Below are 24,907 nucleotides of genomic sequence, written 5' to 3' on the forward strand. Positions count from 1 at the left end.
GTTTTAGTTTCCGCCGAGTACTGGAAGGAAGGTTGGTGCCTCTTCGGACCAGCGGCCCGGGGCGATTTGGACGCATTCTTCATGTTCTGGAATCAGCATCCCGTTAACAACTCGCCCTGGGATTTTGACGCCACATTGAATTTGAGGCGCGTCCCAAGTAAATCGATCACGGGCTCGCATTTTGCCCTTCATGTCAGTTAACACTTGGCTGACACCTTCGGAATATGCGCGACGCTCAAGCTCTGTCTTAGGTGCGTACATTTCTTTTACCGGCTTTTGCTCGGTATCCACGATTGTCTCTCGTGGTTCATATTTTGCTGAACATCCAGCCATAAGGGCGATGCACAGCAATGCTGAAGCCTTAAACAACTTGGCCATAACGGGCTCCGTAAGGGTGAGTTTTCGAAAGTTCGATGATTGCCTTTTGGCGCGCGTCGGACCCATCTATTCCTAACTTTTCAACCAGCTCTTTCGCCTTGATCTCTCGCATGTTGTAGTCGTCCGGATGCGAGCTAGCGATCCACAAGGTCATGGGTGCTGAGAACAATCTGAACACACCCGAGTAGTAAAGGCTCTGGCTTGTACGCATCCTGTAAAATACTTCTGAATACATTGGAGGCAGCGATGCTAGCGAGCGCCAGAGATCGATTTCTTCATCTGTAAATGCCAGCTCCTCTTTGGCTACTCGGTAGTCTGACTCCGAACATGCAAGGAAGAAGTAATGGCTTGTATTTTCAAGAATGCCATCCTGTGAGTCGCCGCCACCGCTTGTCTCTGCCTTAATGAGGTTGACGAAGTCTTTCACGGTTTGGCTGATCAACAGGCAGCCCGCACCGTAGCGGCGCAGTTCTCGGTAAAAGCTAGATAGAGCTTTTGCTGCGTTAGGATCGGAAAGGGTCGCCCATGCCTCGTCGACTGCGACGACTTTTTTGCGACTACGCTGGAGCTTGAATTTGCAGTACAAATCGATCTGACGGAATAGGGCAAGTGTTACAACGCCCAGTGCCGGAGACTTAGACATTCGCTGTGTTTCGAGCACGGTGAAGTCATTTTCCCAATCTACCTGCAGATATCCATCGAAGATTGCTGCAAAAGGCCCGTTACCGTAGTACAGGGTCAGGTTTTGAGCGAGTACCTTACCTTTCTGCTCCTCGAAATCGGTTTCGATGAGGAAGGGGATAAAGTCTCTGAAGCGTGGCTCATCGAATGGCCTGGTTTCCACCCAGTCCTGGAAGAAATCATCGAGTGCTTTATAGAGTAAGGAGGTAGTGACCTTGGTCAGATTCGACCTCGTCGAACCCGAACCGTCGCCGGCCTCCATCATCATGATCAGCATGCGAGCGACGAAAAACTTTTCATCTAGCTCAGGCAGCTCATTCCTACCGTTCTCATCACGCTTGAGCGCGAACGGGTTGATACAGATCGGGTCAATGGTTCGATTCGAAACCGGCTCGACAAAAGACTCGGTAGTAAGTCGAACGTAGTTACCATTCAAAACCAGACACAGGCTTTCGTACGAATCGCCTTTGTCGATAATCCAAACCTTCGGCCGATATTTCACACGAAGGGCCATAAGCAGGTTGTTGAAGGTGAACGACTTACCTGAACCGGTGGTACCGCAGATGAGCGAGTGGGCAGTGTTTACGTTGTGGCCCCAGAGATCCAGGAAGATTGGCTGCCCAGCACGGTTGTTCATTAGGATGGCCGGATCCGCAACACCTTGGTACTCGACGAACAGCGGTGCCATATGCGACACGCTTTCAGTCAGGTGTGGGATGCTGCGCTTGAGCATTTTCATGCTCGTCTGCCGGAAGTTGAACGGCATGCTGTTGCGTACAACAGCATCACCGCGGAGGACCTCTTTGTGGCCGATTCGCCACAGGCGACGCTCAAGCGCCATAGCCTGGTCGTCGATGATTTCCTTGTTGAACCCCATCAGGTTCACGTGTACCGACAGGTCAAAAAACTGTTCACGGTTGCTCGGGTTCTCCGAAGAGACTTTGTTCCGAACTGCGTCCAAGTCGCCTCGCTGGCGATCGCGGGTCTCTCGATCACCAATCTTCATCGTTTCCTTTGCGGCGATCATGCGGCCGCGGATCGCCAAACGGCTTGCTACGAGAACTGGCCGCGGAATGGTCCAGTTCATGGTGATTAGGCTTTCTGATTCGATGCCTGCCATAGCAGTCTGGAGCATCCCAGGGGTACTACGAATTGGCTTGCCCATGACAGAAACGGGACGGATGTAGTAGGGAACATTTCGGTCGTGGATAGTCCAGCCCGTTGGCTCCGTCTCTACATGCGCGAATGTGGCAGTAGCCGACAAATTGTCCCGTGTCGTGACAATGTTCGGATTAGCGAGCGCTTCTAGAATCGGGATGTCGGCACGATATTTTGGTGGCTCGATCTCAAAGCTACGGACCGGATTCATGAGTCCGTAGTGAAGGTTGATGTAACCCTGGCCAGTGAGTACTTCTGGGTTGAAGTTGTAGGTAGCCAGAGCTTGCTCAATCTCAGTGCTGTATTGGCCGAATATCTTCGCGTGCTTGTTATAAGCGCGTTCGGTCATCTTGTTCGCGTCAGCGAGCCCTACTGCAGCCAATCCGGCTTTGACTGCGCTGTCAAAGAATTTGCCGAATATGTACTCCGGTTGCCACATGAAGACCAAGTAGAAGTCGCTTACGAAGGGAAACCGCCCTTCACGAACCTCCCGTTTAATAGCTTCAGAAGCTGTTTCGCGGACATCGTCGTCTGTCTCATCGCCAATCTCTGCTAGAGCATCAGCTTTCATCTGGTTGATGGTTGCTTCTGTGGCATCACCAAAGAAACCATTGCTAGAGATGGCAGCTTTCAGTTGCCGGCCAATAATGGACTGAGCAATTTCAGCAGCGAATTCGCCTGCCTCGGGGTCAACCTGATCTTGGTAAACGCCCAGGATTGTTCGAATGTCGCGATGGGTGTGGCGAATATGTTGGCCAGAGCTACCAGCAGGGTACTTATTTAGGATGTCAGCGAAACAACCAGTTACGTCGAACAGTCCATCGTTGTTCAGCATCGAAGCATCGACACCCGACATTTTCCAAATCTTGGCGAAGCGCCCGTCCTGGGTATGGAAATAACGTCCATTAGCCTCGTACAGGAACGCATCAGACAGGAGTTGAATCGGCATTCCACCCTGATAGTTGCGCCGAGCTAGACCGGCCAATTCTGAGTCGTAGAGGTGCAAATCTAGCTTCTCAGCCATTGGTCGGTACCTTTTGGGTTGCAGTAATCAGGCGTGCTTCTGGATAAACAATGATCTGCGCAGAGCTCACGCGAGTTAGATACTCGGCGATATCCCGAAGGGAGTTAGGTGCGGTGTTCAAAAGAACTACTTGGCTCTGATCGATCTCTGGATCGAATGCTGTTTCGTACCCGCTCGCCGCGGATGCCAGGTTCAGAATTTCACCCAACGTCAGGTTCTGTGTTTTGAAAATCTGCGGCCACGGAATTTGGTCCGGAGGAGGGAGAGGGCGCGTGTCGACGACATTGGGTTTTGTGAAAATACGACGATACAGTGCAACATCCGGCTGGCGCACAGTCAGGTCCTGACCGCTACCGAGGATCAGCTTTTCATAGTGTTCACGAATCGCATCTTTGTGCTCCTGGGTGATGCCCTCAGCATGAGCTGCAGCGGTGAGCGCCAGGATCATAGGAATGCAGAAGATTAATTTGCCCAATCTGCTTCCTCCATGATCACGTAGTCCCAGCGACCTCCATGCTTAACGCCCGTGTTCTTGTCTGCGTATGGCACCACCCAGACTGGAGCTACAACATCAGGGTTCCTGATCGGGTAGTAAGGATCACTTGCACCAAGTTCAGGCCGAGCGCGGAGCCCTTCACGCAGCAAGCGCACAGTGTCCTGCCCACCAGACGAGTTCACTGTTTCGTAGATCTGATCCATTGTCGCGCCTTTACGAAACGGCTCTTCATCTGAGGCGCAACCGGTCAGAGCCATTGCTACTACGAAAAGGACAAGGAATTTCTTCATGGTCATCGGCTCACGAGGGACTGGTGCAGCGTCGTCTTCATTCCGTAGCGCGGTACTGATAGTGTTCTTCATGACTGGTACCTCAGATCAGCGTGTCGTACATCGAGGCATCGATGTCGAAGGGTTCAAGTGGCTTCACGACATCAATCGGTTGAGTTGTAACGAACCGCAGTCGGATACCAGGCTCGACAAGAATTGTGTCGATCGCAGCGTCTGCTTCAGCCTCGAATCGTTCGCTGATCTTCTGGAACATTGAGCCAATACCCTGGGCGACCGCTGCTTTGGTGGCGTCACCTGTAAGCTGGCTCGTCGCACTTGAGGTGCCGTTCTGGACGGAGCTGGTATTGGTAAATTCAGCTGAACTCAGTGTTGTTGCGTATGCAGCAGCAGCTGCTGCTGCAGACTGCAGGGCGAGCGTGCGCCCCGACGCCTTGTCTAGTTTCCCGTACACATCGGCTTCGTTATCCCGCATGTCGACGATATAGCCGGACGCTGCGACCATTTGCGCGCCACCAGAAGCATCCCAGTAGCTCATCTGCTCAACCTTGATAGTTGCGCGGCCAGTGTTGGATGACGACGTCCTTCGACCCGAGCACAACCCCATTAAGTGCGCTGTCCCAACGTCGCGCTCCACACCATTCGGGCCGTGGAAGATCCCGTGGACTGGGAGCACGACTGGGCGAGCTGGAATCTTGTTTGAATCGGATGCGCCTGGCGCATTTGCTCCGATGGGACAGCTAACGCCATGCAGCGTCGTGACCTCAACAAACGAGAAGCCTTCGATTGTGTACTTGCCATCAGCTTTCTTTTTGGCTGCGGCCTCTTCGGGCGTCAGTGCAACAGGCTGCGCTGCAGGCTGCGCCGAACTCTGGAAGGCCTGTTGATTGCTGGCCGGCTTGCCATACACATCGTTGAACTGTGAGTTGAGGTTCCCATTGCCCGCGGTACCGCTCTGGGTATTCGTGCTCGGCGCAGACATATCTGCGAAGAGTGCAGACTCCGACTGGTTGCCCGGGCCGCCGCCACTATCACCCTGGAACGTCGAGCGGGCCTGGATGGGCGGAGTCAAGACGATGTAGTTGGGACCGTATGGATGGGTTGGTTTCGCAGCGGCCGGAGCGGGAGCTGCTATCGATCCGAGATCGAGATCACCATCAAAGTTGAGTCCAGATTGGCCGCCGCCCATGCCTGGCACCGAAGGCATATCGGGAAGGCTGTTCGTTGAGCCGTCCTTCTTGTTGATTGCCGCATACAGATCGTCAACGCTCTTCTTCTTGAGGTCGGCAATCTCTTCGCTCAGTGCGCGATTCTGAGCGTTGTTGTTCTGCTGCATTTCGCGCATTTCTTGATCGCGTGCTTTATCGCTTTTGATTCGCTCGCTCTCGGTTCTTTCTGCCGCTGCTTGCATTGCCTCCAGCTGCTTACGGAACTGAGTCAGGGCAGCATCCGCGTCCTGACCTGTGATCTGGTTTACGCCGGCTGGGCCAGCCTCGACCGGGGTAGGGGCCTGTTGCCCAGCCACCTTAACTTCGGAATTCGAGGACTCTAAATATTTGCCGAATAGAAAAAGGCCTGCGCCAGCGAATGCAAAGATCCAAAGCAGCTTTTTGTTCGGCCCTGACGGGTTCGGAGGGGTGCTCATTTGGTCTTCTCCGAAACGATGAAGAGCAGTCCACGGTGCGAGTCACCGTAGATTTCTGAAACGTACTCAGGTGAGGGCCCCAGAATTCGTGATGTTGGCAGCATCGAAACTTGTCGCGCGACACCAATAGATTCCCGAACAGCTTTGTTCGAATAGTCGATCTGATCGATTGCTAACTTGAAAGCTGTCCGGCCGCGGTTCACAACTTCGTACGTGGTTCCCACATATTTTGGACCTATCACTTGGGACTGGAGCGAGAACTCCACAGATCCTTGGCGGAAAACAACGCGCTGCTGCTTTGTGAGTTTTGAAAAGTTATTTTTTCTATAGCCATTGGGAACGGTGCCGTCGAACAAGTAGTTCATAAGGCCTTTCACATTCCCTTTTCCATTTCGAGCCAGTTTAGACTGATCGACAGGGGCCTGAGTTTCTATAGAAACCTGACTGTCCGCACACCCTGGTCGAGTGATGAGATTGACTTGGTATGTCTTGCCAGACGCTCCGTCGACTGTGACTAGTCCTACGTATTGAGCATCATGGCTATTGAAAGCCAGTTTGTTTTTGATCGGCGAAGGATAGAGCTCAAGACCCTCAGGGTTCTCAGGGTTTACACCAAACAAATATGATTCTGGAAACACCACTTCTGCGCGCTGTGTGTCGTTCGAAATGTATACGTCTACCGGCGAATTGTCGTATACCACAGTGCGCGGGGAACGGTTGCATTCCTCATTTGCAAAAACGGGTGTCGCTAGGACTGCAGCAACCAATGCAGCCAGAGTAGTCATTCTCACTGAGTAATCTCCTGAGTTTGCATGTCGTCAGCAACGACGGCCCACTCGAAGTGCTTGGACGGCTTAACCGGCTTGAGCAGAAGCTTGACGTCGAACTTCGCTTTGCCAAACACGGTGTTCAGTGTTGCTCTATAGCGAAGAGCCTGAAACGACACGATGTACCCTTGAGGAGTCGTTTCGAATTTGTATGGTGTGGTACGGACGAAAACCTGAGTGATCTGTTGCTGAGCGGACTGCTTAGCAACAACCTTCAGAGGTTCCTCTTGGACTGCCCGCAGACGCGACGACATCAGGCGCAGCGACTCATTCGCGTTGGTGAAAGACGACTCGGGCGTGAAGTTGTAGAAGTTGTCCAGGAATACCCCTGTAAAAGCAGCGAGGTGCCTCTCAGGGATTTCGTTCTCGCTGATGAAGATCCCTTCGGCATTAGGGTAGCCGTACATGATCCGTTTGCCCTGCAGCTCGGCATTGGTCCGTTGCAGCTCGATGTTTACATTAATCAGGAATGCGATTACTGCAGAAAGCAATAAAGCAATTGCAATGAACGCAACGCTAATCCGGTTAGCGCTCAACTCGCCCCGTCCGAGGAGGTTGAAGTAGCGAAGGGGGACTCCATACTTGTCGCTCATGCTTATGGCTCGTATCGATTGCAATAGGTTGGGGAGGGCAGCAGTCCAACTTCTAACCAGAGAGTCGTCAGGAACTTGTTCAAGCCACGAGCTAGTTTCTTCATTGCCGGATACATTTCTGCTAGTTCACCGTTCTCCAACTGCCCCATCCAGATGCTCAAACGAAGCACCATATGGCCGGGGGGAGTGTTCATGGTCAGTCGCTTATAGAGCCACAGGCAGAAGCAGCCGACCGCAAACGCATAGAACGGGTCATCCATTACCTGGTTCGAGATCGCCATTGGGATCATCCAGAACAGAAGGTCCTCTTTCTCTACGCCCCCGAAATTCAAGGGAGAAGTTGCGTATGCGTATGTGTCGCTTTCTGCCGTGGTTCTAAAACGCATGGTCCGACTCCTGTTAAGCGCCCGAGACGCTGGCAAAACCAGCCCAGGTTGCTACTTGCGAGATGGTTTTCTCACCGAACAGGCACACCAGGAACACGCAAACTGGGATCCACCACCACTTACCGCCCATGAAGAAGATGGAGAAGAGCAGGCAGCCGATCGAAATCCAGAGGCCCCAGCCGGCCGCAGTTTTCCACCAGCCCTGCAAGCTGGCGTTTGTGTTTTTGGTCAGGGTCGCATCCGGGCCGAACTGACCGTTCCACGCCGAGTCGGCAGCGTGGGAAACTTCAGGTATGAGGCACAGGGCGGCCACGGCCAGCAGCAGAAGCATGCTGACCATGAACCGCCTCATATCCTCCATGCGTATGTGTGGAATGCATCCATTGACGGTCATCGTCTCAATCTCCAAGTCGAGGGGGGGGTAGTAAAAAACTGCCCATCAGGCGTGAGTTCCTGATACCGAAGCCGCTTTTGCTCCGGACGCAGGATCACGTTGATGGTTTCTTCCACGGGGTGGACCTGGCTGAGCATTCGAACCAGGTCCAACCCTGGGAGAGGGTGGGAGGCCTCAGCTTTTTTCAGTTCGTCTTGGGCAAGGCGTAGCGCCTGGGCGGCGCTCGAGAGGTGCTCGATTGCGGCCTGGTACTTTGGATCGCGTTGGTCGATGACGTATGAGTCGCCTGCATAGTCAGATGCGGCCGCATTGACCGCGACTGTTGACATGCAGATGGCTAGAAAGACGGCTTTCATGAGGATCTCCTTTCACTAAATAGTGGAAAGGGACTGCCCCATTTCTGTCGTTTCAAAAGAAAAAACCCGGTTTCCCGGGTCTTTTTGATTACTCTCTGTGCGTGCGGCTTGCGACCTCAGCGATCCATCTTCGCGTCCGGTGGAACATTGCCAGCAGTATCCGACCGAAGAATTTGAAGAGGTCGGCAGTCAAAAGCGTAAGTACGTTTTGGATGAAGGTGAAGAACATCCTGAAAATGCCGCTTATGATCAGGCTCGTGACCCCGCGTGTCGCCGGGAATGCCAGGCCGAGGGCGATGATGAACAGAACCACGCCGAGGTAGCCCCACACCCCAGCGCGCTGGGCATGGAACTCCATCAGGTTCAGGATCCATTCAATCACCCCGTCAAGGCTGTAATCCCAGTTCCGGATCTTCTCAATCCACGTCATTGGTCCCCCTAAAAAGATTCTGCATGCGAAATGTTTTGTCAGAGATCGCCGAGTAGTCGGCGGTTGGTTTCCGTGAAGGTCGACCAGGCATTTAGGCCGGTTCGTCCTCTTGAATGCCGGCGCGTCAGCTTCATGTCGCGGAAGTGAACAGTTGGGAAGCTGCTTCTCACCATTGGCATGCGTATCCGATAGGTTCCCGACTTCGCGATGACAATGCCGTCACCCTGATCAAGGGTCTGGAAGTCATCAGGCTGGAGTAGGTCCTCACGAGTCGCTTTTGCCCCGACACTGCTACTGGCGCCTGTGTTCTCGTTGGCGATAAGCCCTGACTGCTCCGAACTGTGGCTAGCGCCTGTGCTGGTGGCCTGCGTCTCCTGCTCAAACTTCCGAAGTGTCGTGCCTGCAAGCTTGCAGGCAAAGGCTCTCGTTTCCGCATCACGAATGTCGCAATAGATGTGGGTCCAACAGTTACCCAGGACCTTCTCCACGAATGGAGCAGAATGCTCCTGCAGGAAGCCGACGCCCTGGAACGCAATGATGATCGGGATGTTTGCGCTTCGCGCGAGCTGGAATAGAACGATTTGCCCTTCTTCGGCAAAGGAGCCGTATTCGTCAAAAATCGCTGGGCAGATCATGAGGGGTTTCAGCTTCTGTAGCTGGATTTCACCGATCGCCCTGGCCAGGTCAGAGATGAACAATTTGCCCATCAACTCAACGCCGTCTTTGTCAGCGAGCGCGGACATAGAAAGCACAACTACCTCGCCATTCAGGATCGCGTCCTTCAGGTCGACGTCCGGGCTGTAGGTGTTGACGATGCGAGAGTACTCAGAATGAGCAAACGCCGATAGCTTGGAAATGGCACCTTGAAGCAGGGTTTTGAAGTTCTTGCGATTCCACTCCTGCTTTTCCTCGTCGTACCAGTAGCGGAGGTACGAGTAGAGGAATTCCTTCCCGTCTTTATGGGCATCCGAATCTGCTTCTCGGATCGACTTCACATAACGCAGCAGAAGGTCGAAATCAGAGAGGACCGCAATGAGGTCCTTGATGTGGAACGCCGGCTCGCCTGGTTGTAGCTTCATGCAAAGAATTGCAGCCGAAAGCGAGTAACGGTTGACGTCGGTCCAGAACTCTTCCTTCGAAGCAGCCTGCATTTTCATCGCCGTAGACAAGGATGCTCGTACACCACCGGCGAAGAACGGATTGTACGTATGGCTAATCTCTGGGAACTCGAAGGTGATGAGCTTGAACTGATCCAGTCGTCCTGCGGCTTCCATCATGGCGTAAATGGCGCCTGATAAGTCAGAATCAGCCTTTGCTTCAACGAGCAGGAGGCCTGCCCCTTTTTTTATCTGTTGTTGAATGATTGCTAGGATCAGCTCGGTCTTACCGGTCCCGGTCGCGGCCAGCAGCGCCATATGGCGCGTCATGATGTCGTCCGACAGCATGAATGGGATCATGCTTGGGTAAGCCTCGATAAGGGTCTGCCTGACGTCGTCAGCGCTTGTGACACCTTTCTCATTAGCTACCGCGTCCACGCGCTCCTTCCACTCCACCCATGGCATTGTCTTGCCCAGGAAGGTGGATCGCTGAAAGTCGCAATCGGAGAGGTCGGTTTGTGTGTAGCTCCGATCCCACACCAACGGTGTGTCTGACTCTTCATCACGCCGATCAAGATACAACGTCCAGGCTGCGCACCCCACGGCGATCGCAATCGAAAGCGGCAAGGGCAGGAAGGGTATCGCTGCACCTACCAGAGGCAGGCTCAGCGCGACATTTCGAGCCTGTTGAGTCTTGAGCCTTGCTGCCTCCCGCGCATCCAGGCGGGCAGATCTGATCGCCATTACATTTATCCGATTGGTTGTTGTGAGGTCGCTGCAAGGGCGAGGATTTTCTGTGCGGTTAGGTGCATAGAATGCTGATACTGCCTGGCAAAGTGTTCGGGACTCCCTTCCAGCCAGTAGCAGATGATTTCTTGCACATGGGCTTTTCCGTTTGCGTGCTCGAGCGAGCAGGTTGAGTCAATGCCCATTGCAAGCTCCCCCAGCTTGTCGAAGCTGCTCAATGCGGATACGAGCAGAGCTACTCTGTCACTTGGCCCTATCTCGTTGCGGTTCGGCTGGAGATTGATTGCTTGAAGCGCTGCGGATACGGTGAATCCGACTACGTAGCACCAGTAGTCATCAGCACCAGATGCCCTCAAGTTCATCCGTGCTAGCCAGTCATCGAGCTGTTCACGATTGGTCAGATCCAGAAGGGGTGTGGCTTCAATGCTGTTCAATTTTGTCTCCATCGTTTTCCATCCATTTAGAGAGCAGTGAGCGCACCCTGGTAGGTTCGTCACCGGGGAAGCTCTCGGCGATACCTTCCAGCTCGCCAACCAAAATGAGCGAGCGCTTAGCGCTGTTCAGTAGGGTGGAGAGGAGCTCAGCATTGAACAGGCCCATGTGCTCCTTGAGCACGATTAGGATCACGAACTCATACACTCGGCCGCGGATGAATTTCGGTGTCAGGACTGCCCCATGGAAAAGGTTCAGGCTTCGCTTGTGATCCAGCACCACCGGGTTTCCTGACCTCGGCGTTGCGACCATGCGCTCGGCTGATAGCTCAGTGGCTTCAAAGATCGAGAAGGCAGGGTGCTCAAGCGAAAGGGCCTGGCGCACTAGGGCCGGCATACCTTTGAATAGGGCCTTCCCTTGGAACTCCACAGGTTCATCCGGGCCGATGAACTCACTGGCAATTGAGCGTGTAAGCCAGGTAACTGCATCGGAGCCTGGTACTTCCGCGTGCTGCCGAGCGACTACTGTTTTGATGTCATGCAGAGGTGAGATCTCGCATGCGTCGGATAGCTGTTGCAGTAGGACATTTACAACGTCCTGGATGCTCTCGCGAGGTGTTTTGAGCCAGCAGATTGGTCTCTCGGGTACAAAGCTGTCATCTGGCTTGATCGCCCCGGACCAAACATTCTTTGCAGCCTGGCGCTTCTCTGATCTCGCCGGCAACCAGAAGCTTGCAATGAACGTACGGATCTCGCGAACCTTGGCCATATCATCGAAGGGTTGGCCAACGTTTTGGGACGGGAGGTCCTTTGGTGCACCAAGCATGAAGATCCGACCTGTTGCCGGCATCGCCTCAAGTAGGGCATCGATCTCCTCAATGCCCATAGCGTCCGTGCCTACCACCACGACGACATCAGCTGGAATGGGGTTGGCTTTATGCTGTTGGGGAACGCCTGTAATAGGGTCGAGACCTATCAGCTCTGCGTAACTCAGGACTTGTGCCTCATCTCCCAACCTGGTGGTGAGCTCAGTGATCATTTCACGGGATGCGGCCGTGATAAGTGCGTCTGTGCCGAACCCATTCAGATACAGTTGGATGCCATCAACGATTGTCAGCTGATCATCCAAGGTCTCACACTGAACTAGCGCCAGGCGTTCGCACATGAGACTGCTTAGGCCTGCAGCAAGGCTCTTGGTTGCCGCTGCACCCAGCTTGAGGGGGCGAAGGAGCTTGATGGCCATCTCGTCAGAAGGAACGAGATCCTCGAGCTCGTCAGCATTCAATCTTGTCCAGCCGCGCGCTTTCTCAACGAGAGACTTTTCGATCTCATACAAGTTGAACAGTTGTAACTTGCGGTCCTCGGCGCGTGCCACTTTCGCCCGACTCAATTCAGTGACGCCCTCCCTGATCAGAGGGTGCAGCGTTTGGCGGTCGAGGTTGAGAAGCTTCGCCACTGCCTCGATGAGCGGAACGCCTTCAACATAGCTGTGGCCTAGCCATGCTTCCCGGCGCAGCACTGCGACGATCGCACCCTTCACGGCTGAGACCGTGTCATTGGTTACCCTGAAGCGCTTTGCTAGCGACTGAGCAGTGCTGAACAGCATGTCGTCGAAATGCACATAGAGGAGGTACGGGTCTTCACGAAGGACAGCGTTCAAGTCGGTCGTGTAGCCAAGGCGGCGCTGCAGCGTAGCGAGTTTTGCCGGCGGTATTCCTTCAAGGTCGATCTGGGCCAGAGCGAGCTGGTGAGAGCGTTCGGTTTCCCAGGTCGACCCCAGTATTGCAGCGTCGTGCTCAGAAACACCCGCTTCTACAAGGCGTACTGGTGCCCGCTCGAGAATGTCGATCAGGTTCTCACCGAAGTGCTGGACTGCCTTGATGGTTGAAGCGATGGCGACTCGGTTCTGGGTCAGACTGGTTAGGTAACGCGGGAGGGTTTCCAGGGCCTTTGGTGGCATCGACGAAAACGATGCCGTATCGAAATCCCCGCCCGGGATATCTGGACTCCACTTCCCATAGAGGATGAACTCCTCATAGAGAATGGGTTGACCGAAACTACCTGTTGCAGTGAAGGTGGAACCGTCCTCACGTCGGAAGGTGCCAATCCCCCAGGGGCCGGATGGGTCGCGATACTGAATTGAGCTCAGGATAGCCTGTTCTCTCAGCAGTCCATCGACTGCATCGGTCACACTTGCCATATTCATCCCTGTTGAAAAGCCCGGCCGCTGTTGACGATCCGCGACGCACGCCGTACCCGGAAAAGTGGGCGCATGGTGACGATTAGGGCGGCTTTGCGGATGCTTTCAGGCGACTCGTCGAGATGGCTTGGGTATTTGTAGGTGAGGGCGACCAGCTGATCGAAGAGTGTCACCAAGGTGACTGCTCTTAGCAGGTCGTCCCAGTAAATCATCCCCTCGGGGTGTGCAGGAGCCGCGTCGTAACCATCAAAGAGCCCATCGATAGGCAGGCCGGCATAGCGATCTACCTGGGCTTGGATTTTTCGTATCGCAGCGTCCACACCGCTTGTGAATAACGTCGAGGCAGATTTCCTCTCACGAATGGACTTGCAAGCGAATACTGCGCTCGAGCCGTCGTGCAGGAATTTTCGGAGTGTCCCGCGCTTGAGCGTTCCGTAGATGGTCGGGAAGGACTCAGAAATCAGGGATTTCGCTTCGGGTGTATGGATTGGTTGCATTGAAGGCCTCGGGGTCTTAACTCAATAGTGGCTATCGACAGCCCCATTTTCGGCGATCCGCGGAAAAAAACTTAATAGTCATTTCGGGCCTGCGGCTCGTGAACGTGAGTCAGTGAGCGCCTGTGCTTATGTTGAGGTAGCCAGGCGGCTCGGTTAACGCCTGGCGGCCGTGTGTAGAGGAGAGGGGAAGGGAAGCGAGTATCGCTTTTGGATGCCCTAGCGAGTGTTGTGGAATGGCTGCCAGCAGCACACAAAAAAGCCTCGCATGTGCGAGGCTTTGACCTGGGAGAGGCAGGGCTTTAAGCGACTGCATCCTTCAGCGATTTGCCGGCGGTGAAGGTAGGCTTCTTCGATGCGGCGATGGTGATCTCTTGGCCGGTCGAAGGGTTGCGTCCTTTACGTTCGGCGGTCGCTTTGACTGCAAAACTGCCGAATCCAACCAGTGCAACGGAATCGCCCTGGCGAAGGGTATCGGTGATGGTCTCCAAGACTGCATTGACAGCTAGTTCTGCACTGGACTTGGTCATGCCCGCCTTTTCAGCAACGGCTGCTACTAGTTCACCTTTGTTCAAAATGACTCTCCTGCGTAGGGGAACGACTGTGGAAGCGCCGATTATAACTGTGGTCTGCGGCCATTCGAACCCAAAATGGGGCCTCGGATTTCATTACATCCAGAAGGTCTTCATCGCGGCGCCGATGAGAAAGCCCATCGCAAGTACGGCACACGACAGGGCGGTGTCGGAATGACCGGCGCGCTTCAGCAAATAGCTGCCAATCCCACAGATCGGTACCAAAAGCAGGGCCCAAACCATCTGCGCTGTACTTAGCCGCTCGGCAATAGTCATCGCCGACGCGCTAGGGATCCCCACCGCACCGGCAGCGAGGTATGCCAACAAGGCACAGAGCGCCAGCATCAGCAGGAAGCGATTGTGAGTGAAGCTGTACTTACCGATGCGTATGTCACGCGATACGGGTTTAAGGTCTGTTTGCATAGATCCTCCCATTTCACTTAAGGAAAGCAGATTAGGCCGGCGCTGCCAACTGGTGGGCATCTTGAGCTGCCTTGAGCAAGAGGGTTGGGAGCTCTGCTTGCTCGGGGTCGTCCATGTCAGACTCTGCCGCGTATGCTTCGTATGTGCGCATGGCCGCTACAGCAAAGGTCCCGGCAGCATCAACCGCGCCGAGGGCTGCTTGGTCACTTTCATCGCTAGAGGTCGGGATCAAAACTACCAGTCCGTTTTGGTGCTCGGCTGTGTCCCAACCTTGTGCCTCAACTCCTGCACGGCTGCGGTAGAGGATCTGAAGGTGGTCCAGGATGGTATTTGCTGCAGCCCCGTAGGTGGCGTTGAATTTGTCCTGCCCGGACGACCGATTTTCAAATTGCATGACGGATCTCCTGTGATGTCACAACCCAACATAACGGGCCGGGCCTCGGCTGCAAGAGGTGGATTTGGGGGTTGTGTTTCGGATTGCATTCCGATGCACTGCCGTTAACCTGATGTCATTCCTGAATAGAAATGTTTGGTTGGAGTGGTCATGATTTCAGATGCATCCTCGTTGCTGTCACAGCCTAGCGAGAACTACATGGACGTACACCAGCGCCAGTTTTTCAAGGATTTGCTACTGGCGAAACAGCGCGAGCTTTTCGAGCGAATCGGTGAGCATGAGCGATCCCTCTCAGTCACCGAACGGGTTGCTGACTCATCCGACGCCGGAACCATTGAAGAGAACCGCACGCTCATGATGCGTCTCCTCACAGGGGAGCGCGCTGAGGCTCTGGCAATCAAAGATGCCCTTGACCGCATTGCTGATGATGAGTACGGCTGGTGTGCTGACACAGGTGAGGAAATCGGCCTCCGTCGGCTGTTGAACAACCCAACCGCCCTGCGCACTACTGAAGCGCAAAACCGTCTCGAGACCATCGGCAAGCATCATCGAGTGGCTGCTGTATAGGTCCCGGGAGTGTGGGAGGTGTCCTCTTATCTGTCACCCTGAAAAAAGCCGCCCTGGGGAATAACCTCAGGGCGGCTTTTTCATCGGTTCTATAGCACCTGGGGCAGATGTCCAGTCACTTTGCCGAACGGGTTCCTTTCAAAGGCACAGCAGCCAGGCGCCCCTCTATGACTTCGCATGTGCCAATGAATGACTTTCCGCCAGCCATCGAGTACTCAACCAAATCCCCCTCAGCTAGCCCATCGCAGGCTTGGTAATCAATGGCGGTCGGTTCAGGCGTGTGGATGGCCATGTCTGTTTGCTCTTCAGCGGTAACGGTCGAAGCAAAGCACGCTAGTGCAGCGGATAGGGCGGCGCGAAGTACAATCTGCTTGTAGGTAGCCTTCAATTGACTGGTCCTGATTCCAAGGATGCGCGTAGTCATGCACCTACTCCCCGAAACGTATGGTGGGAAGGGCATGCGGTGTGGCTAAGATTTTACAGCGGTTCTGCTGACATCCTCTCAAACCACCCCCTGTAAAATACCTCCGAAGGGAGGAAAGTTTTCGCATGCGGAAGCATCGCGGAAAGGTGATCGTGGTGGCCAGCAGGCGTTTCTTTCACAGCACTGCCCTCCAGTTCGCGTTAGCCATTGCGTGAGCCTGCTTGATCGCTGCAAGGTGGACGCCTGGACGCCTGGACGCCTGGACGCCTGGACGCCTGGACGCCTGGACGCCTGGACGCCTGGACGCAACGACGAAGCGTATCCTCACGAACTGCCTACTCTTGCTAGAGTTCTTGCAGATCTTGTTGCTGGAGAGCCCGGACCTCGGCGGCTAGTTGAGGGATTGACCGCTTAACTGCGATGGCGTCTGCGCATGCGGCGTTCGGCTTTTCAAAGCTGGGTGAACATGTCGACCTGCGTATTGGCCAGATCATGTCTCGGGGCATTCTACGGATGCCCCAGCTGGCGACGGATTTCCCCTAGCCAGGCCTTGTAGGGTGTATATTTCCGCATCCCCCATGGGTACGCATCGACCAGTGCTTTACGCAGAACCTTCATGTCGCTGCGGCCGACCGTGCGGATGACCTCCGCGACGATTGGCGCCGCTTTTTCAGCCCAAATCATACCCATTCACCCTCGAAATCGACCCGCCGCTTGATGCTGCGTGCCAGTGGTCATTATAACGGCAGACACCATCGCTTTACGTAGTCAAGCAAATAGGACGCGAGTCAGAGTCTGCCATGCTGTTAATTTGCTGAGCAACGCATAAGTTGGTTAATGGATGTTGTGTATGATGGACTCATTAGCTCTCTGCGCATTTCCCAGTCGGCCTCTACAGGCATTCTGGCTGAACGCAGTGCATTCTTACCGAATCGACTGTTTACCATGTCCATGGTGCGCATCAGCACATCGGACTTCGCTGGTTGAGAGGGCGTGAAGAGATCCTGTGTGTACTCCCCTCGCTTTCTTAGGTCCATCAAAAGAATTTCAGCTTTGCTATATCGGAATCCTTCCTTCCAGATATCATCCAGGGCTTTACTAGCAAGCCGGGTAAGCAACAAAACGTCGTCGGTTGGGTAGGGGGGGACAACGGTGGTACCATTTGAGTACCTCGGCTCGTCACCAAATGGCGAGGTTCGAATTCCCAAGCGGAAAACAGAGGTAAGGGATCGTTGACTGCGAAGTTTTTGCGCTGCCCTGTGCATGTAGGATGCAATGGCTTCCTGCATAGCAGGCTTTGTCGTTATGCGAGAGCCAAACATCCGGCTAGTACATATTGTCTGGCGGTCCGGCTCGGCCTCTTGAAGGTCTAAACATGACTGACCTTGCAATTCGCGAACTGTCCTTTCAAGTACAACGCCATACTTACGCCTAATGATTGTGCTGTTTGCGTTCGCAAGCTGCCATGCTGTAGTAATCCCGTCGGAGGCCAAATGCTCGGTGAGCCGCCGCCCGACGCCCCATACTTCCTGGCAGGGCATCCGCTCCAGTAGCCATTTCACAGCTTTCTCAGCTCGTAGGTCGACAACGCCACCAGTTTGCTGTCGGTAAACTTTGCTCGCGTGCTGAGCTGCCTTCGCTAAAGTCTTTGTATGACCGATTCCGATACCTACTGGCATGCCGGTCCATTGGAGAACTCTAGATTGTATTGTCCGTGCAAAGTCGCCGAGCGGTTCTCGGATTCCAGTCAAGTCTGCGAAACTTTCATCGATGTAAAGGAAAGAAGAACAGCCATGGACATGACTTCAGCTCAGACATTCCGCTACTCAATCTCTGATGTCGGATGTCCATAGAAAGAACCTCTTTTCCAGGAAATTGGGGCTTGAAGTCCATACCTGCGCAATTGCACCCATTTGACCAGTCAATTGCATTGGTACTGACCACCGCGTGCATCCGACTTGGCCAGTGGGCAGCAGAGACGCAACAGGCAGAAACCGGCCAGAAGCAGTCAGTCAATCATGCGTTACAGTGATTTTTTGCAGCTCTTTATAGAGCCGTTAGCTGCTGCCACCAATAATCCATAGGCCTGCCAGTCGTCAGACAGTCTTATTCTCGATCAGACGATTGCCCCGTCGATGACCAGTAGCTCACCGGTGATGGAGCCAGAGTCCGGTCTTCGGATGCAGGACTCCTGGCTTTGCTCACTCAGCGCCGATCCCGGCCATCGGTTCAGTTTGGCCCCAGCCACCGCCCAGAGACCTGAACAGGTCAACCAGCGCAATCTGCCGTTCCGTGCTGATTTGAATTAGTGTGGTCTGGTTGCTAAAGGTGCTGCGCTGGGCGTCAAGATAACGCAGGTAGTCGTCCACGCCGCCCTCGTAACGCGCCTTAGCCAGGGCCATCGCAGCCTCGCTGGAACCGGCCAGAGCCTGGCGGGCAGCCTCCTCGCGGCGCAGGGTGTCGGTGGCGGCCAGGGCATCGGCCACTTCGCGGAAGGCGGTCTGGATGGTGCCTTCGTAGTCGGCCACCGCCGCGTCCTGGCGCACTTCGGCGAGGTCCAGGTTGGCGCGGTTGCGGCCACCGGCGAAGATCGGCAGCGACAGCGTCGGGGCAAAGCTCCAGGCCCGCGAGCCGCCATCGAACAATCCGGACAACTCGGCACTGGAGCTGCCCACCGAACCGGTCAGGCTGATCCGGGGAAAGAACGCGGCGCGAGCTGCACCGATATCGGCATTGCGCGCCTTGAGGCGGTGCTCGCTGGCGAGAATGTCCGGGCGCCGTTCGATCAGTTCCGAGCTGGTGCCGGGGGCGATGTCCTGCAGCACCATCAGGTCGTCGCGGGGCGTCGCGGGCAGCAGGCGAGCGGCATCTGGCGTGCCGAGCAACAGGACCAGGGCGTTGTCCGCCTGGCGTAACTGGCGTTCGGTGCTCTCGCGCTCGGCCCTAGCCTGTTCGGCAAGGCCGACCGCTTCCTGGTAATCCAGGGCGGTGGCGGCCCCCGCTGCACGGCGCTGGCTGACCAGCTCCAGCGAGGCCATGCGGCTGTCCAGGGTTTGTTCGACCAGGGCCATGCGGCGTAGCGCACCATCGCGGGTCAGGTAGGCCTGGATGACCTCGGCAACCAGGCTGATCTGCGTGGCACGGGTCGCCTCCTCGGTCGCCAGGTAGGTCTCCAGCGCGGCCTCGGAGAGGTTGCGCACGCGGCCGAACAGGTCGACTTCGTACTCCGCGAGGCCGAGGCCGACCTGATAGTTGCTGGTCACTTCCGAGCGATCGGCAGGCAGGCGCTGGCGGTTGCCGCTGGCATTGGCGTTGATCGAAGGCAGGCGATCAGCACGCTGGATGCGGTACTGGGCACGCGCAGCTTCGATATCCAGCAGCGCCTGGCGCAGGCTGCGGTTGTTGCTCAGCGCCGTATCCACCGCGCGGCGCAAGTCGGCATCGACGATGAAGGTCTGCCAGTCCAGCGCCTGGGCACGGGCGCCCTCCGCGTCGGCGGCTTGCCAGTGCGACGCGACCGGTGCCTGCGGGCGCTCGTAGGTCGGGGCCAGCGAACACCCCGCCAGGGCGGCGATGGCCAGGGGCAGCAGAGCGCGACGGAGCATGAAGTGAGAGGTCATCGCATTACTCCGCTTTATGCAGGGGATGGTTGTCGGTTTGCTGAGGTTTGGTGCGCAGCAGCGACAGCACCCAGACGAAGAAGATCGGCACGAAGATCACCCCGAGCATGGTCGCGCTGAGCATCCCGCCCAGCACCCCGGTGCCCAGTGCGCGCTGGCTCGCAGCGCCGGCGCCAGTGGCGATGGCCAGCGGCACCACGCCGAGCATGAACGCCATGGAGGTCATGATGATCGGGCGGAAACGCAGGCGCGCGGCTTCGACAGCGGCATCGCGCAGCGAGTAGCCGTCTTCCCACAGGTCCTTGGCGAACTCGACGATGAGAATGGCGTTCTTCGCCGCCAGGCCGATCACGGTGATCAGGCCGACCTTGAAGTACACGTCGTTGGGCAGGCCGATGGCAGTCACCGCCAGTACCGCGCCGAGTGCGCCGACCGGCACGATCAGCATCACCGTCAGCGGGATCGCCCAGCTCTCGTAGAGCGCCACCAGCAGCAGGAACACCACGGTGATGGCCAGCGCGAACAGCATCGTCGCCTGGCCGCTGGCGACCCGCTCCTGATACGAAAGCCCGGTCCACTCGTAGCCGATACCTTCGGGCAGCTCGGCAGCGATGCGCTCCAGTTCGAGCATCGCCTCGCCAGTGCTCACGCCGGGCGCGGCGTCACCGGCAATGCGGATCGACGGGTAACCGTTGTAACGCGCGACCTGCACCGGGCCTTCCTCCCAGCTCGTGGTGACGAAAGCACTCAGCGGTACCAGGCTGCCGCTGTCGTTGGGCACATGCAGGCGCAGGACGCTTTCCGGCGTCATGCGCTCGGCCTGTTCGGCCTGTACCACCACGCGCTGCTGGCGGCCGGCGTTGGCGAAGTCGTTGATCACCGACGAGCCGAACGCAGTGGACAGCGCGCTGCTGATCGCTTCGAAGCTGACACCCAGCGTGCGGGCCTGCTCACGGTCGATCACCAGGCGCAGCTGCGGCGCCTCGGCCAGACCTTCCATCATGGCGTAGAGGAACTTCGGATTGCCGTTGACCTTGCCCAGCACTTCATCGCGCGCTGCCAACAGGGCATCGCGGCCGAGACCGGCGCGGTCCTGCAGGCGCAGGGCGAAGCCACCGGAGTTACCAAGGCCTTCAATCGGCGGTGGTGGTACCGACATGATTGCGCCGTCATCGAGGTTGGCGAAGTGCTCGTTGACCGCAACCGACTCGGCTTCCGGCGACTGCGAAGAATCACGCTCAGACCAGTCCTTGAGCAGCGGGAAGGCAATGGCCGCGTTCTCGCCCATGCCGGAGAAGCTGAAGCCAAGCACCAGGAAGGTCGTCTGCACGGCCTCGCGGGCCATCAGAAATGACTCCAGCTCTCCACCAGCGGCCGAGGTACGCTCACGGGTGGCGCCGGGCGGCAGCTGGATGTCGACGATCATGTAACCCTGGTCTTCCACCGGCACGAAGGATTCCGGCAGGCGCATGTAGAGAAAGCCCATCAGCACCACCACGCCCAGGTAGATGAACATCACCCTCCCGGCTCGCGGCACCAGCTTGTCGTTGAGCTTCGTGTAGCGGCTGGTCAGGCTGGTGAACTTGCGGTTGAACCAGCCGAAGAAGCCAGTCTTCTCGTGATGGCCTACAGGAATCGGCTTGAGCAGCGTGGCGCACAGCGCCGGGGTGAAGGTCAGCGCGAGAAAGCCCGAGAACAGAATCGACACCGCCAGCGACAGCGAGAACTGCTGGTAGATCACCCCCACCGAACCCGCCATGAAGGCCAGCGGCAGGAACACCGCCGACAGAACCAGGGTGATACCGATGATCGCCCCGGACACCTGCCCCATCGCCTTGATGGTCGCCGGCACCGGCGCCAGGCCTTCCTCGGCCATGATCCGCTCGACGTTCTCCACCACCACGATGGCGTCGTCCACCAAGATGCCGATGGCCAGCACCATGCCGAACATGGTCATCATGTTCACCGAGAAGCCCAGCAGGTACATGAAGGTCAGGGTACCAAGCAGACACACCGGCACGACGATGGACGGGATCAGGGTGTAGCGCACGTTCTGCAGGAACAGGAACATCACCAGGAACACCAGCACCATGGCCTCGATGAGGGTCATGATGACCTTGTCGATGGCCACGTCGACGAAGCGCGAGGTGTCGTACGGCACGGAGAACTCGACGTTGTCCGGGAAGTTGGCCGACAGCTCGGTCAGACGCTGCTTGACCGCCTCGGCGGTCTGGATCGCGTTGGCACCGGGCGACAGCTGCACGGCGGCGGCAACGGCGGGCTTGCCGTCCTGGCGCGAGCCGAAGTTGTAGTCCTGGCTGCCGACCTCGATGCGTGCCACGTCGCCCAGGGTCAGGCGCGAGCCGTCCTGGTTGGCACGCAGCACGATGGCGGCGAATTCCTGCGGGTTGTCCAGGGTGCCCTTGACCGCCAGGGTCGCCGTCAGCTCCTGCTCGCTGGAACCCGGCGTGCTGCCGAAGGCACCGGCCGGCACCTGCACGTTCTGCGCGCGGATGGCGTTGTTCACGTCATCAATGGACAGGCCGTAGCCAACCAGCTTCTGCGGATCGATCCACACGCGCATGGCCGCCTCGGAGGCGAAGAACTGCAGTTTGCCGACACCGGGTACCCGGCGGATTTCGTTGTTGATACTGCGCGCCGCGTAGTCGGCCAGCGCCGTGACATCGGAGTCCTTGTCGCCATCGGTGTAGCTCAGCGCATAGATCAGCAGGAAGCCGGCGGTGGCCTGCTCGGTCTGGATGCCGAGGGTCAGCACGGCCTGCGGCATGCGCGCCTCGGCCTTCTTCAGACGGTTCTGCACGTCGACCTGGGCCAGTTCGGGGTCGGTCCCCGGCTGGAAGGTGACGGTGATCTCGGCTATGCCGTTGGCGTTGCTGGTGGACTCGAAGTACAGCAGGTTCTTGGCGCCGTTGAGTTCTTCCTCGATGACGCTGGTCACCGAGTCGGTCAGCACCTGCGCCGAGGCGCCGGGATAGGTGGCGGTCACGGTAATCTGCGGCGGCGCCACGTTGGGGTACTGTGCCACCGGCAGGAACGGAATGACCAGCAGGCCACCTAGCGAGATGAACAGGGCGACTACCCAGGCAAAATTGGGGCGTCGGATGAAAAACAGGGGCATGAATGGTTCTCCGGCTTACTGGGCCTGGGACTGTGGAGCTTTTTCGGCGGCGCCTTGCTCGCGTGGGATGACCTTGGCGCCCGGACGGATAGCCGCCAGCGAGCTGGTGATCACCTTGTCGCCGGCCTGCAGGCCCTCGCTGATCTGCCAGCGCGAGCCTTGCATGGCGCCAGTAGTGACCTGGCGCACCTCGACGGTATCGCCCTCGCCCAGCAGCATCACGCTGGCCTGGCCGTCAGCCGAACGCTGCACGGCACGTTGCGGCACCAGGATGGCGTTCTGGTTGAGCCCCTGCGGCGTGCGCACACGCACGTACATACCCGGCAGCAACACGCCCTCGGGGTTGTCGAACTGCCCTCGCAGGGCGATTTGCCCGGTGCTGCGATCCACCGAGATATCAGTGAACAGCAGCGTGCCCTTGCTCTCGATATCGGTACCATCGACGCGCAGCGACAACGGCTGGTCGCTAGCGCCGGTAACCTTGCCCTCGGCGATGGCCGCGCGCAGGCGCAGGGCGTCGGCAGCCGGCTGGGTGAAGTCGGCGTACACCGGATCAAGTTGCTGGATACGCGCTAGCAGAGTCGCCTCACCCTGGCCTACCAGCGCCCCTTCGGTGACCTGGGCTCGGCCGATGCGTCCGGCAATGGGTGCGCGAACCTCGGCATAGCCCAGGTCCAGGCGGGCGGTTTCGACATTGGCCTGGGCCGATCGCTTGTCGGCCTGGGCACTCTGCAGAGCGGCCTTGGCGTTGTCGAAATCCTGCTGGCTGACGGCGTTGATCTTCACCAGCGGCTCGTATCGGCGAACCATCGCCTGGGCCTGGAACAACTGCGCCTCGGCGCGGGCCAGTTCACCCTGCGCCCGCGACAGGGCCGCTTTGAACGGCGCAGGGTCGATCTGGAACAGCACGTCGCCGGCCTTCACGTCGGCCCCTTCCTCAAAGGTGCGCTTGAGCACGATCCCCGCCACCCGCGCGCGCACCTCGGCGACACGCACCGGCTCGATGCGTCCTGGTAGCTCGGCAACCACGGTGAAGGGCTCGGTCTGCACGCTGAGCACATCGACTTCACGCGCCGGCGCCTCCTCCCCTTGCTCTTCGGGCTTGTCGCAGCCAACCAGGGTCACGGCGACCAAACAGGAGATCACGGAAAAAGTGATCCACTCGCGAAATTTGTTCATATCTCACCCAAGCACGAAGCCAGTACGTAGTCGAAGCCGCGCATGATGCACACCAAAATCAAATGAGTCAATATTGACTCATTTGATTTTGATGTGAACAAAGCTAGTATCCTCTTTGAGAAAAATGAGTGTTCTAGGCAAAATACCCGCATCTGCCTGCGATAGATAAAGAGTGACCGATGGATTTAACTGCTGCCGATGAGAAATTGCTGAAGGCCCTGGCGATCGCCATCGTTGACCACCCGCGAGCCACGTTCAAAGAAATAGCCCAGGCAGCGGGAGTCAGCAAGGCGACGCTAAACAGGTTTTGCGGCACCCGCGACAACCTGATCGAGATGCTTCTGGATCATGGTTCGGTGGTTATTTATCGGGTCATTGCCGATGCCGATCTTGAGTCGGCGCCCTTGGACGCATTGCATCGCCTGATCGAAGGCCATTTGACTCACAGGGAGTTGTTGGTTTTCCTCTCATTTCAGTGGCGCCCGGACACGTTTGATTTAGATGCAGGCGGCTGCCGATGGCTGCCTTACTCAGAAACGCTGGACGAGTTCTTTCTACGCGGGCAAAAACTGGGCGTATTCCGTATCGATATCGGTGCCCCGGCGCTTACCGAAATCTTCTCCTCCTTGATCTTCGGCCTGGTAGACGCCGAGCGCCGCGGCCGTATCGCACGCGCAGGTATGGCGGCGTTGATCGAGCAATTCTTCCTGAACGGGGCTTGCAACTACCAAACTTAACGGAAAGCAACGCTCAGTTTTTTTCGGGTTGGCGGTGTCCGTTTTTGGCCGATTCTGTTGAAAAAGTAGCGGCCTCTCCATACCGTTGGCAAAATTGCTCTGTCAGCGAGCGTGGGGGCGAACAGCATGATGGGGCAGTTACCGGGAGGATAGCAGCGCCTGTTCTACTCGTTCAACCTAGAAGATCACGTCCCGGCTCAACACCTCCTGCGCAGCATCGACCAGTGC

At 56.9% G+C, this 24,907-nt stretch carries 26 protein-coding genes; 2 read left to right on the forward strand and 24 right to left on the reverse strand.

Annotated features, from left to right (window positions below; genetic code table 11):
* Nucleotides 1–3: 3 nt before the first annotated feature.
* The 18 genes from KY379_RS09775 to KY379_RS09860 all read right to left on the reverse strand — a co-directional run bounded on the left by KY379_RS09775 (nucleotide 4) and on the right by KY379_RS09860 (nucleotide 15,013).
* On the reverse strand, nucleotides 4–378 hold the full coding sequence (locus KY379_RS09775) for a hypothetical protein (protein ID WP_084850893.1): 375 nt from the start codon (nucleotides 376–378) through the stop codon (nucleotides 4–6).
* On the reverse strand, nucleotides 362–3,241 hold the full coding sequence (locus KY379_RS09780; protein WP_084850879.1) for a VirB4 family type IV secretion system protein: 2,880 nt from the start codon (nucleotides 3,239–3,241) through the stop codon (nucleotides 362–364). Before KY379_RS09780 ends, KY379_RS09775 begins: the two co-directional genes overlap by 17 nt.
* Nucleotides 3,234–3,716: a hypothetical protein gene (locus KY379_RS09785; protein ID WP_084850878.1), complete on the reverse strand. Its 483-nt coding sequence runs from the start codon at nucleotides 3,714–3,716 to the stop codon at nucleotides 3,234–3,236. Before KY379_RS09785 ends, KY379_RS09780 begins: the two co-directional genes overlap by 8 nt.
* Entirely contained in the window at nucleotides 3,704–4,099 is a 396-nt protein-coding gene (locus tag KY379_RS09790) for a TraV family lipoprotein (RefSeq protein WP_224372740.1), read from the reverse strand. Before KY379_RS09790 ends, KY379_RS09785 begins: the two co-directional genes overlap by 13 nt.
* A 10-nt stretch (nucleotides 4,100–4,109) precedes the next feature.
* Entirely contained in the window at nucleotides 4,110–5,669 is a 1,560-nt protein-coding gene (locus KY379_RS09795) for a conjugal transfer protein TraB (protein WP_084850877.1), read from the reverse strand.
* Nucleotides 5,666–6,454, reverse strand: coding sequence for a type-F conjugative transfer system secretin TraK (locus KY379_RS09800; RefSeq protein ID WP_224372755.1), 789 nt, complete (start codon nucleotides 6,452–6,454; stop codon nucleotides 5,666–5,668). Before KY379_RS09800 ends, KY379_RS09795 begins: the two co-directional genes overlap by 4 nt.
* Nucleotides 6,455–6,456: 2 nt before the next feature.
* On the reverse strand, nucleotides 6,457–7,089 hold the full coding sequence (locus KY379_RS09805; protein ID WP_084850875.1) for a hypothetical protein: 633 nt from the start codon (nucleotides 7,087–7,089) through the stop codon (nucleotides 6,457–6,459).
* A 2-nt stretch (nucleotides 7,090–7,091) separates the two neighbouring features.
* Nucleotides 7,092–7,475 carry a hypothetical protein gene (locus tag KY379_RS09810; RefSeq protein ID WP_084850874.1) on the reverse strand — a complete coding sequence of 128 codons (384 nt, stop codon included), beginning with the start codon at nucleotides 7,473–7,475 and terminating at the stop codon, nucleotides 7,092–7,094.
* A gap of 13 nt (nucleotides 7,476–7,488) precedes the next feature.
* Nucleotides 7,489–7,869, reverse strand: coding sequence for a hypothetical protein (locus KY379_RS09815; RefSeq protein ID WP_137187849.1), 381 nt, complete (start codon nucleotides 7,867–7,869; stop codon nucleotides 7,489–7,491).
* Nucleotides 7,866–8,225, reverse strand: coding sequence for a hypothetical protein (locus tag KY379_RS09820; RefSeq protein WP_084850872.1), 360 nt, complete (start codon nucleotides 8,223–8,225; stop codon nucleotides 7,866–7,868). Before KY379_RS09820 ends, KY379_RS09815 begins: the two co-directional genes overlap by 4 nt.
* Before the next feature lie 88 nt (nucleotides 8,226–8,313).
* The gene (locus tag KY379_RS09825) at nucleotides 8,314–8,655 is read right to left on the reverse strand and encodes a hypothetical protein (RefSeq protein WP_084850871.1); all 342 of its coding nucleotides are present in this window, start codon (nucleotides 8,653–8,655) and stop codon (nucleotides 8,314–8,316) included.
* Between the two features lie 38 nt (nucleotides 8,656–8,693).
* A complete protein-coding gene (locus KY379_RS09830; protein WP_084850870.1) occupies nucleotides 8,694–10,496 on the reverse strand; it encodes a type IV secretory system conjugative DNA transfer family protein in 1,803 nt (600 codons plus the stop codon).
* Nucleotides 10,497–10,501: 5 nt separating this feature from the next.
* Entirely contained in the window at nucleotides 10,502–10,933 is a 432-nt protein-coding gene (locus tag KY379_RS09835) for a hypothetical protein (protein ID WP_084859135.1), read from the reverse strand.
* Complete coding sequence (locus KY379_RS09840) at nucleotides 10,920–13,130, reverse strand: helix-hairpin-helix domain-containing protein (RefSeq protein ID WP_253249187.1); 2,211 nt, start codon at nucleotides 13,128–13,130, stop codon at nucleotides 10,920–10,922. The genes KY379_RS09835 and KY379_RS09840 overlap by 14 nt, the downstream gene beginning before the upstream one ends.
* A 2-nt stretch (nucleotides 13,131–13,132) precedes the next feature.
* Entirely contained in the window at nucleotides 13,133–13,627 is a 495-nt protein-coding gene (locus KY379_RS09845) for a hypothetical protein (RefSeq protein ID WP_084850867.1), read from the reverse strand.
* A gap of 299 nt (nucleotides 13,628–13,926) precedes the next feature.
* A complete protein-coding gene (locus tag KY379_RS09850) occupies nucleotides 13,927–14,199 on the reverse strand; it encodes an HU family DNA-binding protein (RefSeq protein ID WP_084850866.1) in 273 nt (90 codons plus the stop codon).
* Nucleotides 14,200–14,292: 93 nt separating this feature from the next.
* Entirely contained in the window at nucleotides 14,293–14,619 is a 327-nt protein-coding gene (locus tag KY379_RS09855; RefSeq protein ID WP_084850865.1) for a hypothetical protein, read from the reverse strand.
* 31 nt (nucleotides 14,620–14,650) lie between these two features.
* Nucleotides 14,651–15,013, reverse strand: a complete 363-nt coding sequence (locus KY379_RS09860; RefSeq protein ID WP_084850864.1) for a hypothetical protein — start codon at nucleotides 15,011–15,013, stop codon at nucleotides 14,651–14,653.
* Nucleotides 15,014–15,211: 198 nt separating this feature from the next.
* Between KY379_RS09860 and KY379_RS09865 the strand changes: the two genes are divergently transcribed.
* Nucleotides 15,212–15,580 (forward strand): TraR/DksA family transcriptional regulator, encoded by a 369-nt coding sequence (locus KY379_RS09865; RefSeq protein ID WP_253249385.1) that lies wholly within the window; start codon nucleotides 15,212–15,214, stop codon nucleotides 15,578–15,580.
* A gap of 115 nt (nucleotides 15,581–15,695) precedes the next feature.
* On the opposite strand, the gene KY379_RS09870 is transcribed toward KY379_RS09865, so the two are convergent.
* From KY379_RS09870 to tmexC, 6 genes are all read right to left on the reverse strand, one after another.
* Nucleotides 15,696–16,004, reverse strand: a complete 309-nt coding sequence (locus tag KY379_RS09870) for a hypothetical protein (protein ID WP_084850862.1) — start codon at nucleotides 16,002–16,004, stop codon at nucleotides 15,696–15,698.
* A 507-nt stretch (nucleotides 16,005–16,511) separates the two neighbouring features.
* Entirely contained in the window at nucleotides 16,512–16,688 is a 177-nt protein-coding gene (locus tag KY379_RS09875; protein WP_172402842.1) for a hypothetical protein, read from the reverse strand.
* A gap of 122 nt (nucleotides 16,689–16,810) precedes the next feature.
* On the reverse strand, nucleotides 16,811–17,776 hold the full coding sequence (locus KY379_RS09880; RefSeq protein ID WP_256819929.1) for a Y-family DNA polymerase: 966 nt from the start codon (nucleotides 17,774–17,776) through the stop codon (nucleotides 16,811–16,813).
* Between the two features lie 429 nt (nucleotides 17,777–18,205).
* Nucleotides 18,206–19,624: a multidrug efflux transporter outer membrane subunit TOprJ gene (gene toprJ, locus KY379_RS09885; protein ID WP_256819899.1), complete on the reverse strand. Its 1,419-nt coding sequence runs from the start codon at nucleotides 19,622–19,624 to the stop codon at nucleotides 18,206–18,208.
* Between the two features lie 4 nt (nucleotides 19,625–19,628).
* Entirely contained in the window at nucleotides 19,629–22,763 is a 3,135-nt protein-coding gene (locus tag KY379_RS09890) for a multidrug efflux RND transporter permease subunit TMexD3 (protein ID WP_034065037.1), read from the reverse strand.
* Between the two features lie 15 nt (nucleotides 22,764–22,778).
* A complete protein-coding gene (tmexC, locus tag KY379_RS09895) occupies nucleotides 22,779–23,942 on the reverse strand; it encodes a multidrug efflux RND transporter periplasmic adaptor subunit TMexC (protein ID WP_065285147.1) in 1,164 nt (387 codons plus the stop codon).
* Between the two features lie 179 nt (nucleotides 23,943–24,121).
* On the opposite strand from tmexC, the gene KY379_RS09900 reads away from it, so the two are divergent.
* Nucleotides 24,122–24,679, forward strand: a complete 558-nt coding sequence (locus KY379_RS09900; RefSeq protein WP_003152690.1) for a TetR/AcrR family transcriptional regulator — start codon at nucleotides 24,122–24,124, stop codon at nucleotides 24,677–24,679.
* Nucleotides 24,680–24,907 lie beyond the last annotated feature (228 nt).

It is taken from the genome of Pseudomonas sp. HD6422, assembly GCF_025377065.1.
GTDB classification, from domain to species: domain Bacteria; phylum Pseudomonadota; class Gammaproteobacteria; order Pseudomonadales; family Pseudomonadaceae; genus Aquipseudomonas; species Aquipseudomonas putida_U.

Coding starts and splice junctions, on each gene's coding strand:
- KY379_RS09775 (WP_084850893.1), bottom strand. CDS start 378: ATGGCCAAGTTGTTTAAGGCTTCAGCATTGCTGTGCATCGCCCTTATG.
- KY379_RS09780 (WP_084850879.1), bottom strand. CDS start 3,241: ATGGCTGAGAAGCTAGATTTGCACCTCTACGACTCAGAATTGGCCGGT.
- KY379_RS09790 (WP_224372740.1), bottom strand. CDS start 4,099: ATGAAGAACACTATCAGTACCGCGCTACGGAATGAAGACGACGCTGCA.
- KY379_RS09795 (WP_084850877.1), bottom strand. CDS start 5,669: ATGAGCACCCCTCCGAACCCGTCAGGGCCGAACAAAAAGCTGCTTTGG.
- KY379_RS09800 (WP_224372755.1), bottom strand. CDS start 6,454: ATGACTACTCTGGCTGCATTGGTTGCTGCAGTCCTAGCGACACCCGTT.
- KY379_RS09805 (WP_084850875.1), bottom strand. CDS start 7,089: ATGAGCGACAAGTATGGAGTCCCCCTTCGCTACTTCAACCTCCTCGGA.
- KY379_RS09810 (WP_084850874.1), bottom strand. CDS start 7,475: ATGCGTTTTAGAACCACGGCAGAAAGCGACACATACGCATACGCAACT.
- KY379_RS09815 (WP_137187849.1), bottom strand. CDS start 7,869: ATGACCGTCAATGGATGCATTCCACACATACGCATGGAGGATATGAGG.
- KY379_RS09820 (WP_084850872.1), bottom strand. CDS start 8,225: ATGAAAGCCGTCTTTCTAGCCATCTGCATGTCAACAGTCGCGGTCAAT.
- KY379_RS09825 (WP_084850871.1), bottom strand. CDS start 8,655: ATGACGTGGATTGAGAAGATCCGGAACTGGGATTACAGCCTTGACGGG.
- KY379_RS09830 (WP_084850870.1), bottom strand. CDS start 10,496: ATGGCGATCAGATCTGCCCGCCTGGATGCGCGGGAGGCAGCAAGGCTC.
- KY379_RS09840 (WP_253249187.1), bottom strand. CDS start 13,130: ATGGCAAGTGTGACCGATGCAGTCGATGGACTGCTGAGAGAACAGGCT.
- KY379_RS09845 (WP_084850867.1), bottom strand. CDS start 13,627: ATGCAACCAATCCATACACCCGAAGCGAAATCCCTGATTTCTGAGTCC.
- KY379_RS09855 (WP_084850865.1), bottom strand. CDS start 14,619: ATGCAAACAGACCTTAAACCCGTATCGCGTGACATACGCATCGGTAAG.
- KY379_RS09860 (WP_084850864.1), bottom strand. CDS start 15,013: ATGCAATTTGAAAATCGGTCGTCCGGGCAGGACAAATTCAACGCCACC.
- KY379_RS09865 (WP_253249385.1), top strand. CDS start 15,212: ATGGACGTACACCAGCGCCAGTTTTTCAAGGATTTGCTACTGGCGAAA.
- KY379_RS09870 (WP_084850862.1), bottom strand. CDS start 16,004: ATGACTACGCGCATCCTTGGAATCAGGACCAGTCAATTGAAGGCTACC.
- KY379_RS09875 (WP_172402842.1), bottom strand. CDS start 16,688: ATGATTTGGGCTGAAAAAGCGGCGCCAATCGTCGCGGAGGTCATCCGC.
- toprJ (WP_256819899.1), bottom strand. CDS start 19,624: ATGACCTCTCACTTCATGCTCCGTCGCGCTCTGCTGCCCCTGGCCATC.
- KY379_RS09890 (WP_034065037.1), bottom strand. CDS start 22,763: ATGCCCCTGTTTTTCATCCGACGCCCCAATTTTGCCTGGGTAGTCGCC.
- tmexC (WP_065285147.1), bottom strand. CDS start 23,942: ATGAACAAATTTCGCGAGTGGATCACTTTTTCCGTGATCTCCTGTTTG.
- KY379_RS09900 (WP_003152690.1), top strand. CDS start 24,122: ATGGATTTAACTGCTGCCGATGAGAAATTGCTGAAGGCCCTGGCGATC.